We start from the raw sequence: 12,894 nt of genomic DNA on the forward strand, positions 1-12,894 counted from the left end.
TTTTATGAAAGTATTTTTAGATTTATGGTGGTATTTCAAAAAAGAGAGGAAGCAGTATGGAACAGGAATTTTTCTTCTCGTACTAGTCTCCTTCTTATCCCTGCTTCCTCCCTATGTGGTTGGTGTCTTTGTTGATCATATCTTAGACGAAACATTAACACAGGAAATAATATGGTATTGGACAGGAATTTTATTCATACTTGCTGTCTTAATATATATTCTCCGCTTTCTTTGGCGCTTGCTGATTTTTGGCTCTGCCATCCGACTGGCACGCTTACTTAGGAATAGACTTTATGAGCATTTTACAAAAATGTCGTCAAGCTTTTACAACAAAAGACGAACAGGTGACTTAATGGCTCATTCCACAAACGACATAAGAGCTATAGAACAGACAGCGGGAGTAGGGGTGTTGACTCTTGTTGATTCACTGACCATGGGCGGTTTTGTCATTCTTACAATGGCCATTACGATTAGCTGGGAACTGACACTGATCAGTTTAATCCCTATGCCATTTATGGCATTGATGACAAGTTATTATGGAACGTTACTTCATAAAAGGTTTGGAAAGGCACAGGAAGCTTTTTCTTCATTAAACGATAAAGTTCAAGAGAGCGTTTCAGGAGTCAGAATAACGAAAACATTTGGCCATGAGAATCTGGAAATAGAGTCTTTCAGGGACAAGTCAGAGGACGTGGTAAAGAAAAATATATCGGTGGCCAAGGTTGATGCCTTATTCGATCCTACGATCTCTTTTATTGTAGGTATCTCCTATTTTCTATCTATTTATTTTGGGGCTCAATATGTAGTGGCTGGAACAATTACGATCGGGGAACTTACGAGCTTTACGATCTACCTTGGATTATTAATATGGCCCATGCTTGCTTTTGGCTGGCTCTTTAACATAGTGGAAAGAGGCCGTGCTTCCTACGGCAGAGTCGAGAAGCTTCTTAAAGAACCACAAGCAATTACAGATAAAGACGGAGCGGTATCTATCCCGCCTGAAGGTGATGTGAAAGCTCATATTCAAACAGTATATTATGACAACAGCCAGGATCCTGCTCTTCAAAATATCTTATTTTCCTTAAAAAAAGGGCAGACGTTAGGAGTAGTCGGGAAAACAGGGAGCGGAAAGACGACGTTAGTTAAACTTTTCTTAAGAGAAGTTGAGATTAATAGAGGTGAAATTTTGTTTGGAAAGCATTCTCTTAGCGCATATACTTTGGATGCATTGAGGAAATCTATTGCTTACGTGCCTCAGGATCATTTTTTATTTTCTGCGACGATTGCTGATAACATTGCATTTGGAGATCCAGATGCTTCGTTTAGCAGCCTGATCAAAGCAAGCAGGCTTGCGAGCGTTCATGAGGATATCATTCAGCTTCATAAAGGGTATGAAACAGTAGTAGGAGAAAGGGGAGTGACCTTATCCGGAGGACAAAAGCAGAGAATTTCTATCGCAAGAGCTCTTTTGCTTGACCCGGAAATGCTTATATTAGATGACTCTTTATCTGCGGTCGATGCTCAAACGGAGGAAAATATTTTGCATGCGTTAAGAAAAGAAAGAAGAAACAAAACAACAATTATTACGGCTCATCGTTTAAGTGCAATCAAGCATTCAGATCTTATCCTTGTACTTGATGAAGGAAAAATTCTGGAAAAAGGGAGCCATGAGGATTTAATGCAGCAAAAAAACAGCTGGTATAAGAGGATGTATGAGCAGCAGCAGCTTGAATCACTCGTTAACAGAGGAGGGAGGCAGGATGAAGCACCAAGATGATTTTTTGGAGCCCAAGGAACAAAGGGAAGTATTTCTCAGGCTTATGGCTTATTTGAAAGGGCATAAAGGGCTCGTTATTCTTTCATTTATCTTCCTGTTACTTGGAACAGGAGCCGAACTTGTTGGTCCGATTTTAATTCAAATTTTTATAGACGATTATCTTACGCCACAAAACTTCCCTTTTGAACCGCTTTTATGGTTAGGTTCTGCTTATATTATCCTGCATGTAACTTCGGTTATTTTTAACTACTTTCAGCGTTTTTGGTTTCAAAGGATTGCGTTACGGATTATTCAGCAGCTTCGAATAGATGTTTTTTCAAAGACGCAGAAATTTGGCCTTTCCTTTTTTGACCGTACTCCGGCAGGCGGGATTATTTCAAGGGTGACCAATGACACCGAGGCAGTTAAAGATATGTTTGTTGACGTATTATCGACATTCGTTCAAAATATTGTATTTCTTATTGGTATTTTCATAGCAATGTTTTATTTAAATGCACGCCTTGCGATTCTATGCTTATTTCTCCTTCCTGTTATTTTGGGTCTTATGTATGTATACCGTCGTTTAAGTGCCAGGTTTTACGGAGCAATGAGCGGTAAGCTAAGTCAGTTAAACGGAAAAATCAATGAATCGATTCAGGGAATGACAATTATTCAAGCTTTCAGGCAGCAAAAAAGAATGAGAAAAGAATTCGAAAAAGTAAACGAAGAACATCATCGCGCCTGGTTGAAGGGCATGAAACTTGATGGGCTCCTGCTGCGGCCTGCTGTAGATTTTATATCGATTCTTGCTCTTATTTTAGTTTTACAATATTTTGGTTTTGCATCGTTTCAAGGGCCAGTTGAGATTGGAGTGTTATACGCATTTGTAAATTACCTGGATCGTTTCTTTGAGCCTGTTAATCAAATGATGCAGCGTCTTTCATTGTTTCAGCAGGCCATTGTATCAGCCGGTCGTGTTTTTCGTTTAATTGACCACAATGAGGCTGCCCCTTTTAAGGTTGGCAAAGACCGTCCAACTATCCGGGAGGGAGAAGTCCGTTTTGAAAATGTTTCTTTTTCATATGATGGAAAAACAGACGTTTTAAAAAATATTTCCTTTACGGTTCGCAAAGGCGAAACTCTCGCTTTAGTGGGGCATACTGGGAGCGGGAAAAGTTCAATTATAAATCTTTTGATGAGGTTTTACCCGGTAGAACGAGGACGTATTTTGATTGATGGAGCAGATCTTTCCTCCTATGAAAACAGTGAGCTTAGAGAACATCTGGGTCTGGTTCTACAGGATAATTTCTTATTTACCGGAGATGTGAAAACAAATATCAGGTTATATGATAAATCATTGACTGATCAGGACATCGAAAAAGCTGCGCGCTTTGTGAATGCTGACAAATTTATCAGTCGGCTTCCGAAAGGGTATAACCACCCTGTTGGAGAACGAGGCGCTACTTTTTCCAGCGGAGAAAGACAGTTGATCTCCTTTGCAAGAACTATGGCGCGTTCACCAAAGATATTAATTTTAGATGAAGCAACGGCCAATGTTGATACAGAAACGGAAGAAGCGATTCAAGCAGCATTACAAAGAATGAAAAAAGGCAGGACAACGCTCGCTATTGCTCACCGGCTGTCCACAATCAAGGAAGCTGATCATATCCTTGTTCTTCACCAGGGAGAAATAGCCGAGGAAGGAACTCATGACCAGCTCCTGACAAGGAAAGGACTTTATTACAATATGTACCTGCTTCAACAAGGGATTAATAAAGAAATGCCTGGATGACCATTCGGTGATAAACCATTATAAAGTTTGAAAAAGTACACCGCCCGGTACTATCTATTGACACCAAAAAGGTCAATTATCAAATAACGATAATTGGACCCTGCTTTTTTAAGAGACTGTTTTTCCAAGTCTCATAATTATTTCTCTACCTGAGAAATCCATTGCTCTTCGTCTCAATAAGGGTGTGGGGTCAGGGCTTGTTCATTTTGATACAAATTAAGCAGTTCATCCAGTTCCTGGCTTGCTTGCAAAACTTTTCCAGAGGTTAATCCATAGTGGCGGCCAGCATTCATCATTTGGTTTCGTTTGGCTTCTATTTTGATTATGAGCTCTTGTGCATGCATGATCATCTTCACCTCAAAAAGTATCATTGAAAAATTATACAAAATTTAATCATCTCTGGCAAGCCGGATGAAGAAGAATGAGTAGTTGCTAATCAAGAGTGTCTTTTGTCATAATAATATAGAAGAATTGATAAACTTACCAAATGGGGTGAAGAAATGGCGACGGAAGTGATACATGTAGAAGGAATGACATGCGGTCATTGCAAAGCTTCTGTAGAAAAAGCATTAACAAGTTTACAAGGCGTAGAAAAGGCTGAGGTAAGTCTTGATCATAACAACGTAACAGTTTCTTATGATAACGATAAAGTGACACCTGCTAGGATGAAAGAAGAAATAGAAGATATTGGGTATGATGTAGAAAAATAAGTAAAAGCCGCCTGAAAATAAGGCGGTTTTTTCCTTCTTTCACACTACAGGAAAAAAGGAGGCGGCAGCTGTGAAATGGCAAAAATTATCTTCTGCTTTTCTTTTCGTACTCTTTATCATTTTCTTTATCTGGTTAGGGTCCGCCCAGCCAGAGGACTCCCAGGAATCAGCATTGCCTTTGGAAGGTTTTCAGGCACCGCCTTTATCCTTATACAAAAATGGTTCGATGTATGATCCGATAACAGAGGATGAGAAACGCCCCCTTGTCATAAACTTCTGGCTTCCTGGTGTCCTCCTTGTCACGAAGAGATGGAGGATTTAATAGCATCCTCTCATCTGTTTGAAGAAGAAGAGGTGAAGTTTGTGGGAGTAAACATGCTTACCCAGGATACCATGGAAGATGCCAAGAGCTTTATAGAGGAATATAAAGTTCCTTATATAAATCTTTTTGATGAAGAAGGGACTGTAAGCCGAGAGTATCAGGTGAGATCAATACCGACTACCTTTATAATAGATGCAGAAGGATACATAAGGTGGAGGAAAACAGGTGCTCTAACAAAGAATGAATTAATACAGGCCATACATATAGTAAGAGAAGAAGGGGGCAGAAGTGATGATGAAGAGGCATGATTTGATCACCATGGGACCTTTTCAATTTCCAGGCTGGCTGATTGCTTTGGCCGTTGCTTTTGTTCTCTCCTATGGGTTACTAAGCCTTATCTTAAAAAGAAAGTGGGGAAACAATACAAAGGAAGAGATCACTTCAGCTGTAACAGGTACAATTGTGGCAGGGTTTATCCTATACCATATGTGGCCTTTATTTGGAAATTGGAGTATGATACTTAATCCATCCCAGTTACTGTTTACTTCTGGAGGTCCTTTCGCAAAAGAAGCTGCTGTCTTATTAGGTGCTATTGTGCTTGGTTTAATGTGGAAGAAAAAGAAATGGTCTCTTCATGCAGCCGATGACATTTCATTGTCTATTTTCCTTGGTTATTCGCTCTATTCCTTGTTATTAATCCAGCCAGGCCTATCGACCGGGGGTTCATGGGGACTAATGTATGATGGGAATTTCCATCATCCCCTTCATGTGTACGAAGGGACGCTGGGGCTTGTTTTTTTATGGTTTGGAGCAAATTGGGTTATAAGCAAACAGCCATTTATCCTTACTCTTTACCTGGCTTTTAGCGTCGTTGCTATCGATTTACTGTTAAAGCCTGTTTCCCCTTAAAACGACATTGCATCTTTCAGGCTGCTCGGTGTATGATTAATAATAGGAACTTACGGAGTTTTATAGTAGCCGTAAAACGGAAAAGGGAGGAGGCATACACCTTGACAACATCGGTGATGCTTGGAACCTTGGGCGCTGCCATGATGGCTGCCTTAGCGATCATCATACGCTTAAAAGCAATTAAGAAGCCGGCCACACTCAAAAAGATCGTTCTTCCCCCGATTTTTATGTCGACGGGATTTCTCATGTTTTTATATGAACCTGCCCGGTTATCTCCTCTTCAAATTATGGAAGCACTGGCAGTTGGCTTGATTTTCTCTATTTTCTTAATTAAGACGTCCAAGTTTGAAATAAAAAATAATCAAATTTATTTGCGCCGTTCAAAGGCATTTGTGTTTATTTTAATATTCTTGTTACTCGCTCGCATTACCTTTAAAATCATTATTGGCGATGCGATTCACGTGGCAGAACTGGCTGGGATGTTTTTTATTTTAGCTTACGGATGATTCTTCCTTGGAGAGTAGCGATGCTCCTAGGATATAAAAGGCAGAGAAAGAGTTGTTGGTGAAGGATCCGATTGAAAAGCCTTCGCCGGCTCCAGCTACAAGGTAAAAATTGACTATCTTACCTAAGTAAAAATAAGGCTCCCATTATCGTGATAATGGGAGCCTTATTTTTGGATTCAATACTATTTGGTTATCCTGCTGGGCGGTGTCCTTCGGGGACGGCAAAAGCAAGAGCTATCTACCGGGGGTCTTCCCCGGTTAGCAGAAGTCTTGATCGAGCATAGAAGACAACGTGAAAGCGAATGAAAAGAAGCTTGAGAGCATATCCCACTGGTGCCTTTAGGTGGGTGCAAGTGGCCCTTTGAACATTTAACCAATAGCATACTGGAAACAAAAAAGAGCTCTCACCGATGGTGAGGCTCTTCTCTTTAGCTTTGTTGTGTCCCAGCATCTTTTTCAGAAACTAGAACAGGTGACTGTAGGGCTGTAGATCCACTTTCTTTTCTTTAAGCTTAGCACGGAGAAATTTATGGTCTCGTTTAGGAGTGGCAATAATGTAGCCGCGAATAATTAAATCTTCATCAATGGTGTCAACTTGTTCTTTCAGTGCAAGCTCACCGATTTTCCCGGCAATTTTTTCCCTGGCTACATCTCTAAACAATTCAGGGACGGGAGAGACCAGTTCTTCTAACAGCATTTTTTTATCTTCCGGCCACAGATGGCGGGTTTGCTCAATATAATAATCCTGCCAGTCCAAGATTGATTTTCCATCTTCTTTAGGGAAACGTTTCAGAAACTTTCTGAACATAAAGTATCCCCCGATAAACATCATTACCGTCAAGAATATAGACCACAATACGATGAACCACATGAATAGATCCGTAGGCATTTTCTTCACCTCTGTCTTAATTGGTCCTTCATTATTTTATCACAGAAAAATAAAAAGATGGAATTATATTTATGAGGATTTTTGATCTGTTATAGTGGTAAAGGAAGTGAGGTGGAAAAGTCTATGTTGTTGTATTTAACAAGCTATATTTTGCATTGGGTGATTTCAATTTTCTTTTTCTTGCTCATACCATTGCCTTTTTTGTATAAGGGAGTAGATGGATCCTACAGACTATCCCTTTTTAAAATTTACCGGGGTATTATCCATGGGGCTCATGCCGGAATCATCATTGCTTTCATTACCGGACTCATTCTTACAGATAACTGGTTATCTGTATGGACGGTAGTGGTATTGGTAACCTGGGTCGCTATCAGTGCCTTTCTGGGACTGACTTCTAAACAAATAAGGTTACTGCTGACAGCAGAAAAGGAAAACAAAGAAAATAAAGAAGCAGGAGATAAGCTGTTTCAATTCAGTTTGCTGTTATCCATCCTTATTATTTTCCTGTTTTTTATTAAGTTTTCAAATCTCCTTGGTGCTTAAAAGGAAAGGTGGTATCAACGTGCCTTATTATTTTGCGTATGGCTCCTGTATGAATGTAAATGATATTAAAAGAACGGTAGATGGGAAACGTCTTGGACCCGCGCTTCTACATGATTATACGTTCGGCTTTCGCGCTTTTTCCCATAAACGCGAAGGGGGAGTGGCAGATATTATATTTGAAGAAGGAAAAACCGTAGAAGGCGCACTTTTTGAAGTGCCCGGGTTTGAAGAGCTTGATATTAGAGAAGGATACCCCCTCGTATACGATCGTATACCTGTGCATGTAAAAAGGCTCGAATCAAATGAATGGGTAAAAGCTGAAACCTATACGATAAAAGATAAAGCTGCAACAGATATACCTCCGTCGAAATATTACGCTGGGCTAATTGAAGAAGGGGCTGAGATATTATCCCTTGAATATCAGGATCAACTTAGAAAAATGATCAGGGAACTGTGGCGCAAAGGGAAATAGCACCAGGATAAAAGGGAGTGAATATTCATTGAGTTCACGGGATGTAAATGATTATATCCAGGAAGGTATTCATGGGAGCAGAAGAGTAAATCCGGACGAACAACGGAGATTTTTAGGGACATTCCGGGAAAGAGTACTTATTGCTTTAACAAAAGAACAGGTAATGAAAAAAGGAACGTATCCAGAAGTTGAAGAAATGATAAAGAAATACCCGGACGCCCATCTACTTGTCAATGGCTTGATTGGACACCAGGCTGTGAGTGAATATACAAGGCTTGCCAGTGAGAATGGAATTCATGCCCAAAGAGTCACAGACCATGATTCCAACACTGATATCGGTCTTCTTTTGGCGAGTGACAAAGCTGTTGATAATGAAGAAATCTTCATTGAAGATGAAAAGTCCGAAGAACAAGAAACTGAGAAGAAGCCTTCTTTTTTCCAACGCTTATTTGGCCAGTGATATAACGATAGATCCTTACAATGTAAGGGTCTTTTTATTTTATATTCACAAACTTCTTGGAAGTATTTATCCCCTCCGGAAATCATTAAAAGTCGTAAAATGCCGTAACTGAGACATGATAAGAAACGACAGTCACTTTCCTCGCGCAAGTGAATCAATAAAAAGCTTGCCTTAAAAGGAAAAAACTTTATCTCATAAGGAGGTGAATACCGTGGAAAGAAAAAAGCTTCAGCAGATTTATTATGAATTGAAAGAAGAAGAAAAAGAGCTAAAGGCCAGATTAAATAAGTACCACTTTGGCAATGAATTGGAGCTTGTCCATGAATCAATGGATGAACTATCTAGTTATGATAATCATCCAGGAGATTTAGGAACAGAATTATATGAAAGAGAGAAAGATATTGCATTAAATGAACATGCTGAACAAGAATTAAAGGATGTTCAAAGGACCATAAAAGCATTAGAAGAAGATACATTTGGACGGTGTGAAGTGTGCGGAGGGCCTATTTCTGATGAACGATTGGAAGCTCTTCCTACCACAACTACATGTATCAAGCATGCTCCTCATGAAATATATACAAATAATGAACGCCCTGTAGAAGAAGATATAATAAAGCCTGCATTCGGGCAATTTGAATACGATGAAAACGAAAGTGAAACCTTTTTTGATGCTGAAGATGCATGGCAAGAAGTAGAACGATATGGTTCTTCTGAATCACCATCTGATTTTTATGAAACGGCCAAGAGTTATAACGAAATGTATGTGGAGTCTGATGAAAATGTAGGGTACGTGGAAGAGGTAGAAGGTTTTTGCAGGCAGGCCTTGACGGACGTTTTACTGGAGTCGGCACTGCCCATGAAAAATATGAAAGGTATCTTGACACAAACGAGACCGATTCAGTGCTTGGGTATGATGAAGACTAAGGGCCGCCTCAGCGGCCTTTTTAAGTGGGTTTAATAATAGGAGTGAAAGAGTCATCGCGTGTATCAATATACACCATGCCAGAAGAATCAACTTGAGCCACAAACACATCTCTCATGTTTTTGATCCCATGCTCTTTTAACATATTTTCGGCCCACTCTTTATCTTTTCCCATTGCTTCTAAGCTGTAAGGGAGAAGCTTGCCATCCAAAATAAATGTCTGCGGCATTCCCTTTGATAATTTGGTTACTTTCATGTCTTCCTGGTTTACGAAGTGGTATTGAGGCTTTTTCAGGACACTAATTGTGCCATCAGTTTCCATCATCGCCCCCTCGATTTCATGTAAATAAAAATCTCCTTTTTTACGTAAGTTCGCTAATAAGTCATCTACCGTAAGCCTTACTTTCTTTAATCCTTCCTCGTAAATTTTACCATTTTTAATCAAGATTGTAGGCTCGCTATTCAATACCTTACGCAAACGAAAGCTCTTAATGGCAAGGATGTCAGAGATAAGAGCCAACAGAGAAAAAAGGACAATCCCGGCAATCCCGATTAGTATTGGGATCTCTTGCGTAAAAGTGACAGTAGCAACCATGGACCGATCGTGATAGCGGCCACAAAGTCAAAGAAGGTCATTTGGGCGATGAACTTCTTATTAAGGATACGTGCGATGACATATAAAATAATAAAAAGGACAATGGATTTTATTACGACGTCTTCCAGAAGCATAGCAGGAAATCACCTCTTTTACATAGAAGTAGTATTCCGAAGGGTTACGAACTTGAACGTTTTTTAGCATACCCAATAAAGACCCTTACATTCTACTCAAAATAGTAAGATTTAGTTTGTGGAATAGTGTGAAATTTCTTCAAGGTCTTTGTAAAGATGTCGCATTGTGATATAATGTTTAAATTCATGTTTACTGAATGGCTTGCCGGTGTAAACTCTTACTAAAAGGATAAAAGAAATAATGCTTTTATCAAAAAGTGAGATGGAGTGAACCGGCGTGTCGCAGGAAAACAAAATTGCAAGTTACGTAGGAAGATTAATCCGTGATCATTTTGGTAAAGGTCCAAAGGCAATTTATGTGACTTTTTCCCATCCTTATTTCAGTATATATGTGGAAGATTTTTTAGGGCCTATGGAAAAAGTATTGCTTGGTGAAAACGATGAAATGTCTGTTCAACACCTGAGAGAACGGGTACTGGCCACATTAATTCCAGAAATTAAAACCTATGTTTATGCAGTCACAGACTTGGAAATAAAAGAATTTTACTATGATTGGAATTTGGCCAATAAGACCGGAATCTTTATGGGGATTATTTCCGAAAAAGACGAAGATGAACATCTTGTAGACGAGTATAAAGAAAAAGAAGCAATTGAACAGGAAATGATTTCTGTAAGCATGGAAGCACAAAAAGCCCCTGAAAAAATTCATTCTAATAAAGTAAAATGATCTAACATTTATGATTGTCAGGGAAGGGATACTTGTTCCTATAGAAAAAGAATTAATCAGCTTAGGAAAAGAAGAAAATTTAAAAGTGGCCAAGCGGAAATTAGAAAAGAGAAAGCTAAATCAGGGAAGACGTTTCGAGCTGCTTTTCAATTCCACTATTAAAGATATTTTTGTCGATTGGGATTTTAACCTCGATAGAAGTATTGTCACCCTTATTTTAGATCCCGTACATTTGAATAAAAGCAGGCGGAAATGAGCTAGACAAAAAGCTAGACGTAAAGCCGAAAAGAAGTCTTCTTCTTTTCGGCTTTTTTATATGGCTGCAAGGTTATGTAAACTAATCAAGATGGAGATGGATGGAAGAGAGGTGTTTAGAAGAATGGTCAACTTTAAAAAAGCACAAAGTTTTTACTGTAACTCATGTTTTAAGGATTTTGAACAGGGGGAACTTGTTTATTTTTATCAAACTAGAAAACACTATTATTGTCACGATTGTGCCGGTGACCAAAAAGACAGAAATCTCGAAACTCATATTTACCAGGATTTAAAGAAGGAAATGTAAAATTTCTTATTTCTTTGCGTTAAAACTTCTCTGTCCCTTTTTTACTTCAGGGACAGAGCGATCCGTGTATTAAATTTTTCTTTTTTCTTCTTTTGGTTTACCTACAGGAGTAAGAACATCCTTTCGTTTCCCGCAAAGCTCACACTCATACTTGCCGCTTTCTTTTTGATTGACGACCGTTCCAGGGTCATTGTCTGGTTTTGTCACAAATTCGTTCCATTCAATAAATTCATACTTGTGAAAGCCTAAGCGGCAACGCAATGGCTTACTCATTGGTACTCCCTCCTTCTTTTACCATTACCCTTTTTGTAAACATTTTACTCCTTTTCATATTTCTTTTGATAAATTTATAATTTTTCTACAATTTTCTACCTTTTTCAGGTAAAATAGACGAAAAAGGAGGCTGGATAAAAAATGTATGGTGAAAGATTGCAGAAACTACGGATTGAACACGGCTTGACGAAAAAAGAGGTAGCTGAAGGATTGGGCCTTACCCCCGAGGAGTATCAGGAGGTAGAACAAAATGAGAGGTCCTTAAGCCTGGATAAGATAGAATTTTTAGCGTCTTATTATGAAACTTCGACTCGGTACATATTAGGAACGACCCAAAAGAAACAAGTAAGCAAAGTAATAGATCTGGGACTAGTGCTTATGAATAGAGAAGAAAGTGAACATGTGCGGGCAATCAAAAGGCATATGGGTCTTGTTAAATCGTAACCTAATTATAGAAAGAGGGCACTCAACCGTTGATTATACAGAAAATTGGATACAGTAAGCGAGTGGACATACCTGTAAGGACAGGTGGTTCGTTATTAAAAACGCCTTAAGCGGGCGTTTTTTGTTTTTCTGTTAAATGTAAGTGTTTTCTCTCGGAAATTACTGAAAAGTAGAAAATTCAAAAAATATTCTTCGAGGTTTACAACGTGGTGCGGGAAGGTAATTGACTAGAAAGTTTACATTTAATTAGGGAGGTCAGGCAATGAAAACGTTTAAAGTAAGGTTTTATTTTGATAATGATAATTATAAGACATTGAAAATAAAAGGAGAGTCTCAACAAGAACTCTTGGATCAAATAACAAACAGGGATGAACAATGGCTCATACATGAAGGAAGTACTTCTGCCATTAACCTTTATCTCGTAACAAAAATAGCTTTCTTAGAAGAAACCTCGGAAGAAAGTTCAGGTTCAGAGGAAAAAGAAGACAACAATAAGAAGTCGAAAAAAGAAAAAAAAGGATTCACTAAAAAAGCATAGATATGAAGCTTCAAAGCCTAAGAAGAATGAACTGGTTTCTGAAGACACTTCAGAAAAGGAGAAAACGCAAGAAAATGATTCTGGTGAAGAGACGGAAGAGGAAAGTAGTTCTTCAGAGGAAAATGTAGAAGAAGAACCTTCTGGGAAGTCCGAAGGTGACGGGGACACTGGTGACGGTGAAGAGTCCGAAGACACCGGTGACAGTGAAGAGGACGAAGGGTCTGAGAAATCCGAAGAGGATGAGGATACGGACGACAACGAAGAGTCCGAGGACACCGACGACAGTGAAGAGGACGAAGGGTCTGAGAAATCCGAAGAGGATGAGGATACCAGCGACGGT

21 protein-coding genes and 1 pseudogene are annotated in these 12,894 nt (G+C 39.1%); 16 read left to right on the forward strand and 6 right to left on the reverse strand.

The features are described 5' to 3' along the window. The first annotated feature begins 4 nt into the window (after positions 1–4). Positions 5–1,777 (forward strand): ABC transporter transmembrane domain-containing protein, encoded by a 1,773-nt coding sequence (locus JCM19033_RS17105; RefSeq protein ID WP_054637208.1) that lies wholly within the window; start codon positions 5–7, stop codon positions 1,775–1,777. Continuing rightward, the gene (locus JCM19033_RS17110; RefSeq protein ID WP_054637209.1) at positions 1,761–3,548 is read left to right on the forward strand and encodes an ABC transporter ATP-binding protein; all 1,788 of its coding nucleotides are present in this window, start codon (positions 1,761–1,763) and stop codon (positions 3,546–3,548) included. The genes JCM19033_RS17105 and JCM19033_RS17110 overlap by 17 nt, the downstream gene beginning before the upstream one ends. Before the next feature lie 173 nt (positions 3,549–3,721). Here the strand turns inward: JCM19033_RS17110 and JCM19033_RS22600 are convergent, their stop codons facing one another. Beyond that, positions 3,722–3,919, reverse strand: a complete 198-nt coding sequence (locus tag JCM19033_RS22600; RefSeq protein ID WP_157049948.1) for an aspartyl-phosphate phosphatase Spo0E family protein — start codon at positions 3,917–3,919, stop codon at positions 3,722–3,724. A gap of 129 nt (positions 3,920–4,048) precedes the next feature. On the opposite strand from JCM19033_RS22600, the gene copZ reads away from it, so the two are divergent. The 5 genes and pseudogenes from copZ (at position 4,049) to JCM19033_RS17135 (ending at position 6,057) form a co-directional block, all read left to right on the forward strand. Further along, positions 4,049–4,258, forward strand: a complete 210-nt coding sequence (gene copZ, locus JCM19033_RS17115) for a copper chaperone CopZ (RefSeq protein WP_054637210.1) — start codon at positions 4,049–4,051, stop codon at positions 4,256–4,258. 70 nt (positions 4,259–4,328) lie between these two features. Next, a complete protein-coding gene (locus JCM19033_RS17120; RefSeq protein WP_054637211.1) occupies positions 4,329–4,580 on the forward strand; it encodes a hypothetical protein in 252 nt (83 codons plus the stop codon). Continuing rightward, the gene (locus tag JCM19033_RS17125) at positions 4,568–4,888 is read left to right on the forward strand and encodes a TlpA disulfide reductase family protein (RefSeq protein ID WP_054637212.1); all 321 of its coding nucleotides are present in this window, start codon (positions 4,568–4,570) and stop codon (positions 4,886–4,888) included. Before JCM19033_RS17120 ends, JCM19033_RS17125 begins: the two co-directional genes overlap by 13 nt. Further along, positions 4,872–5,489: a hypothetical protein gene (locus JCM19033_RS17130; RefSeq protein WP_054637213.1), complete on the forward strand. Its 618-nt coding sequence runs from the start codon at positions 4,872–4,874 to the stop codon at positions 5,487–5,489. The genes JCM19033_RS17125 and JCM19033_RS17130 overlap by 17 nt, the downstream gene beginning before the upstream one ends. Before the next feature lie 116 nt (positions 5,490–5,605). Continuing rightward, a pseudogene (locus tag JCM19033_RS17135) lies at positions 5,606–6,057 on the forward strand (CcdC family protein). Between the two features lie 401 nt (positions 6,058–6,458). On the opposite strand, the gene JCM19033_RS17140 reads toward JCM19033_RS17135, so the two are convergent. Beyond that, entirely contained in the window at positions 6,459–6,884 is a 426-nt protein-coding gene (locus JCM19033_RS17140) for a DUF2621 domain-containing protein (RefSeq protein WP_054637214.1), read from the reverse strand. Between the two features lie 123 nt (positions 6,885–7,007). Here JCM19033_RS17140 and JCM19033_RS17145 point away from each other — a divergent pair, with 123 nt between their 5' ends. The 4 genes from JCM19033_RS17145 to JCM19033_RS17160 all read left to right on the forward strand — a co-directional run bounded on the left by JCM19033_RS17145 (position 7,008) and on the right by JCM19033_RS17160 (position 9,317). Beyond that, positions 7,008–7,427: a hypothetical protein gene (locus JCM19033_RS17145; RefSeq protein WP_054637215.1), complete on the forward strand. Its 420-nt coding sequence runs from the start codon at positions 7,008–7,010 to the stop codon at positions 7,425–7,427. A 19-nt stretch (positions 7,428–7,446) separates the two neighbouring features. Then, positions 7,447–7,899: a gamma-glutamylcyclotransferase family protein gene (locus tag JCM19033_RS17150; RefSeq protein WP_054637216.1), complete on the forward strand. Its 453-nt coding sequence runs from the start codon at positions 7,447–7,449 to the stop codon at positions 7,897–7,899. A gap of 28 nt (positions 7,900–7,927) precedes the next feature. After that, the gene (locus JCM19033_RS17155) at positions 7,928–8,359 is read left to right on the forward strand and encodes a YueI family protein (protein ID WP_054637217.1); all 432 of its coding nucleotides are present in this window, start codon (positions 7,928–7,930) and stop codon (positions 8,357–8,359) included. A 211-nt stretch (positions 8,360–8,570) separates the two neighbouring features. Beyond that, the gene (locus tag JCM19033_RS17160) at positions 8,571–9,317 is read left to right on the forward strand and encodes a TraR/DksA C4-type zinc finger protein (protein ID WP_054637218.1); all 747 of its coding nucleotides are present in this window, start codon (positions 8,571–8,573) and stop codon (positions 9,315–9,317) included. On the opposite strand, the gene JCM19033_RS17165 is transcribed toward JCM19033_RS17160, so the two are convergent. Together JCM19033_RS17165 and JCM19033_RS28405 are read right to left on the reverse strand one after the other, a co-directional pair. Then, positions 9,304–9,876, reverse strand: a complete 573-nt coding sequence (locus JCM19033_RS17165; protein WP_054637219.1) for a DUF421 domain-containing protein — start codon at positions 9,874–9,876, stop codon at positions 9,304–9,306. The genes JCM19033_RS17160 and JCM19033_RS17165 overlap by 14 nt on opposite strands. Next, on the reverse strand, positions 9,834–10,010 hold the full coding sequence (locus JCM19033_RS28405) for a hypothetical protein (RefSeq protein WP_374701262.1): 177 nt from the start codon (positions 10,008–10,010) through the stop codon (positions 9,834–9,836). Before JCM19033_RS28405 ends, JCM19033_RS17165 begins: the two co-directional genes overlap by 43 nt. Before the next feature lie 277 nt (positions 10,011–10,287). Here JCM19033_RS28405 and JCM19033_RS17170 point away from each other — a divergent pair, with 277 nt between their 5' ends. The 3 genes from JCM19033_RS17170 to JCM19033_RS26375 are packed head-to-tail and all read left to right on the forward strand — an operon-like array spanning position 10,288 to position 11,299. Then, positions 10,288–10,737 carry a Na-translocating system protein MpsC family protein gene (locus JCM19033_RS17170; RefSeq protein WP_054637220.1) on the forward strand — a complete coding sequence of 150 codons (450 nt, stop codon included), beginning with the start codon at positions 10,288–10,290 and terminating at the stop codon, positions 10,735–10,737. A gap of 10 nt (positions 10,738–10,747) precedes the next feature. Beyond that, positions 10,748–10,993: a Na-translocating system protein MpsC family protein gene (locus JCM19033_RS17175; RefSeq protein WP_054637221.1), complete on the forward strand. Its 246-nt coding sequence runs from the start codon at positions 10,748–10,750 to the stop codon at positions 10,991–10,993. A gap of 60 nt (positions 10,994–11,053) precedes the next feature. After that, positions 11,054–11,299, forward strand: coding sequence for a hypothetical protein (locus tag JCM19033_RS26375; RefSeq protein ID WP_054637222.1), 246 nt, complete (start codon positions 11,054–11,056; stop codon positions 11,297–11,299). 69 nt (positions 11,300–11,368) lie between these two features. Here JCM19033_RS26375 and JCM19033_RS17185 read toward each other — a convergent pair whose 3' ends face one another. Next, complete coding sequence (locus tag JCM19033_RS17185) at positions 11,369–11,572, reverse strand: hypothetical protein (protein WP_054637223.1); 204 nt, start codon at positions 11,570–11,572, stop codon at positions 11,369–11,371. 141 nt (positions 11,573–11,713) lie between these two features. Here JCM19033_RS17185 and JCM19033_RS17190 point away from each other — a divergent pair, with 141 nt between their 5' ends. Both JCM19033_RS17190 and JCM19033_RS17195 read left to right on the forward strand, forming a co-directional pair. After that, positions 11,714–12,016, forward strand: coding sequence for a helix-turn-helix domain-containing protein (locus tag JCM19033_RS17190; protein ID WP_054637224.1), 303 nt, complete (start codon positions 11,714–11,716; stop codon positions 12,014–12,016). A 262-nt stretch (positions 12,017–12,278) separates the two neighbouring features. Continuing rightward, positions 12,279–12,554 (forward strand): hypothetical protein, encoded by a 276-nt coding sequence (locus JCM19033_RS17195; RefSeq protein ID WP_054637225.1) that lies wholly within the window; start codon positions 12,279–12,281, stop codon positions 12,552–12,554. Positions 12,555–12,666: 112 nt separating this feature from the next. Here the strand turns inward: JCM19033_RS17195 and JCM19033_RS24420 are convergent. Then, positions 12,667–12,894 (reverse strand): hypothetical protein (locus JCM19033_RS24420; protein WP_198153549.1); only part of this gene is annotated, 228 nt, incomplete at its 5' end.

The organism is Thalassobacillus sp. C254, from assembly GCF_001310615.1.

What these genes read in the sequence shown, in the direction of transcription:
- JCM19033_RS17105 (WP_054637208.1), top strand. Translation starts at nt 5, where the DNA reads ATGAAAGTATTTTTAGATTTATGGTGGTATTTCAAAAAAGAGAGGAAG.
- JCM19033_RS17110 (WP_054637209.1), top strand. Translation starts at nt 1,761, where the DNA reads ATGAAGCACCAAGATGATTTTTTGGAGCCCAAGGAACAAAGGGAAGTA.
- JCM19033_RS22600 (WP_157049948.1), bottom strand. Translation starts at nt 3,919, where the DNA reads ATGATACTTTTTGAGGTGAAGATGATCATGCATGCACAAGAGCTCATA.
- copZ (WP_054637210.1), top strand. Translation starts at nt 4,049, where the DNA reads ATGGCGACGGAAGTGATACATGTAGAAGGAATGACATGCGGTCATTGC.
- JCM19033_RS17125 (WP_054637212.1), top strand. Translation starts at nt 4,568, where the DNA reads ATGGAGGATTTAATAGCATCCTCTCATCTGTTTGAAGAAGAAGAGGTG.
- JCM19033_RS17130 (WP_054637213.1), top strand. Translation starts at nt 4,872, where the DNA reads ATGATGAAGAGGCATGATTTGATCACCATGGGACCTTTTCAATTTCCA.
- JCM19033_RS17140 (WP_054637214.1), bottom strand. Translation starts at nt 6,884, where the DNA reads ATGCCTACGGATCTATTCATGTGGTTCATCGTATTGTGGTCTATATTC.
- JCM19033_RS17145 (WP_054637215.1), top strand. Translation starts at nt 7,008, where the DNA reads ATGTTGTTGTATTTAACAAGCTATATTTTGCATTGGGTGATTTCAATT.
- JCM19033_RS17165 (WP_054637219.1), bottom strand. Translation starts at nt 9,876, where the DNA reads ATGGTTGCTACTGTCACTTTTACGCAAGAGATCCCAATACTAATCGGG.
- JCM19033_RS28405 (WP_374701262.1), bottom strand. Translation starts at nt 10,010, where the DNA reads ATGCTTCTGGAAGACGTCGTAATAAAATCCATTGTCCTTTTTATTATT.
- JCM19033_RS17175 (WP_054637221.1), top strand. Translation starts at nt 10,748, where the DNA reads ATGATTGTCAGGGAAGGGATACTTGTTCCTATAGAAAAAGAATTAATC.
- JCM19033_RS26375 (WP_054637222.1), top strand. Translation starts at nt 11,054, where the DNA reads ATGGCTGCAAGGTTATGTAAACTAATCAAGATGGAGATGGATGGAAGA.
- JCM19033_RS17185 (WP_054637223.1), bottom strand. Translation starts at nt 11,572, where the DNA reads ATGAGTAAGCCATTGCGTTGCCGCTTAGGCTTTCACAAGTATGAATTT.
- JCM19033_RS17190 (WP_054637224.1), top strand. Translation starts at nt 11,714, where the DNA reads ATGTATGGTGAAAGATTGCAGAAACTACGGATTGAACACGGCTTGACG.
- JCM19033_RS17195 (WP_054637225.1), top strand. Translation starts at nt 12,279, where the DNA reads ATGAAAACGTTTAAAGTAAGGTTTTATTTTGATAATGATAATTATAAG.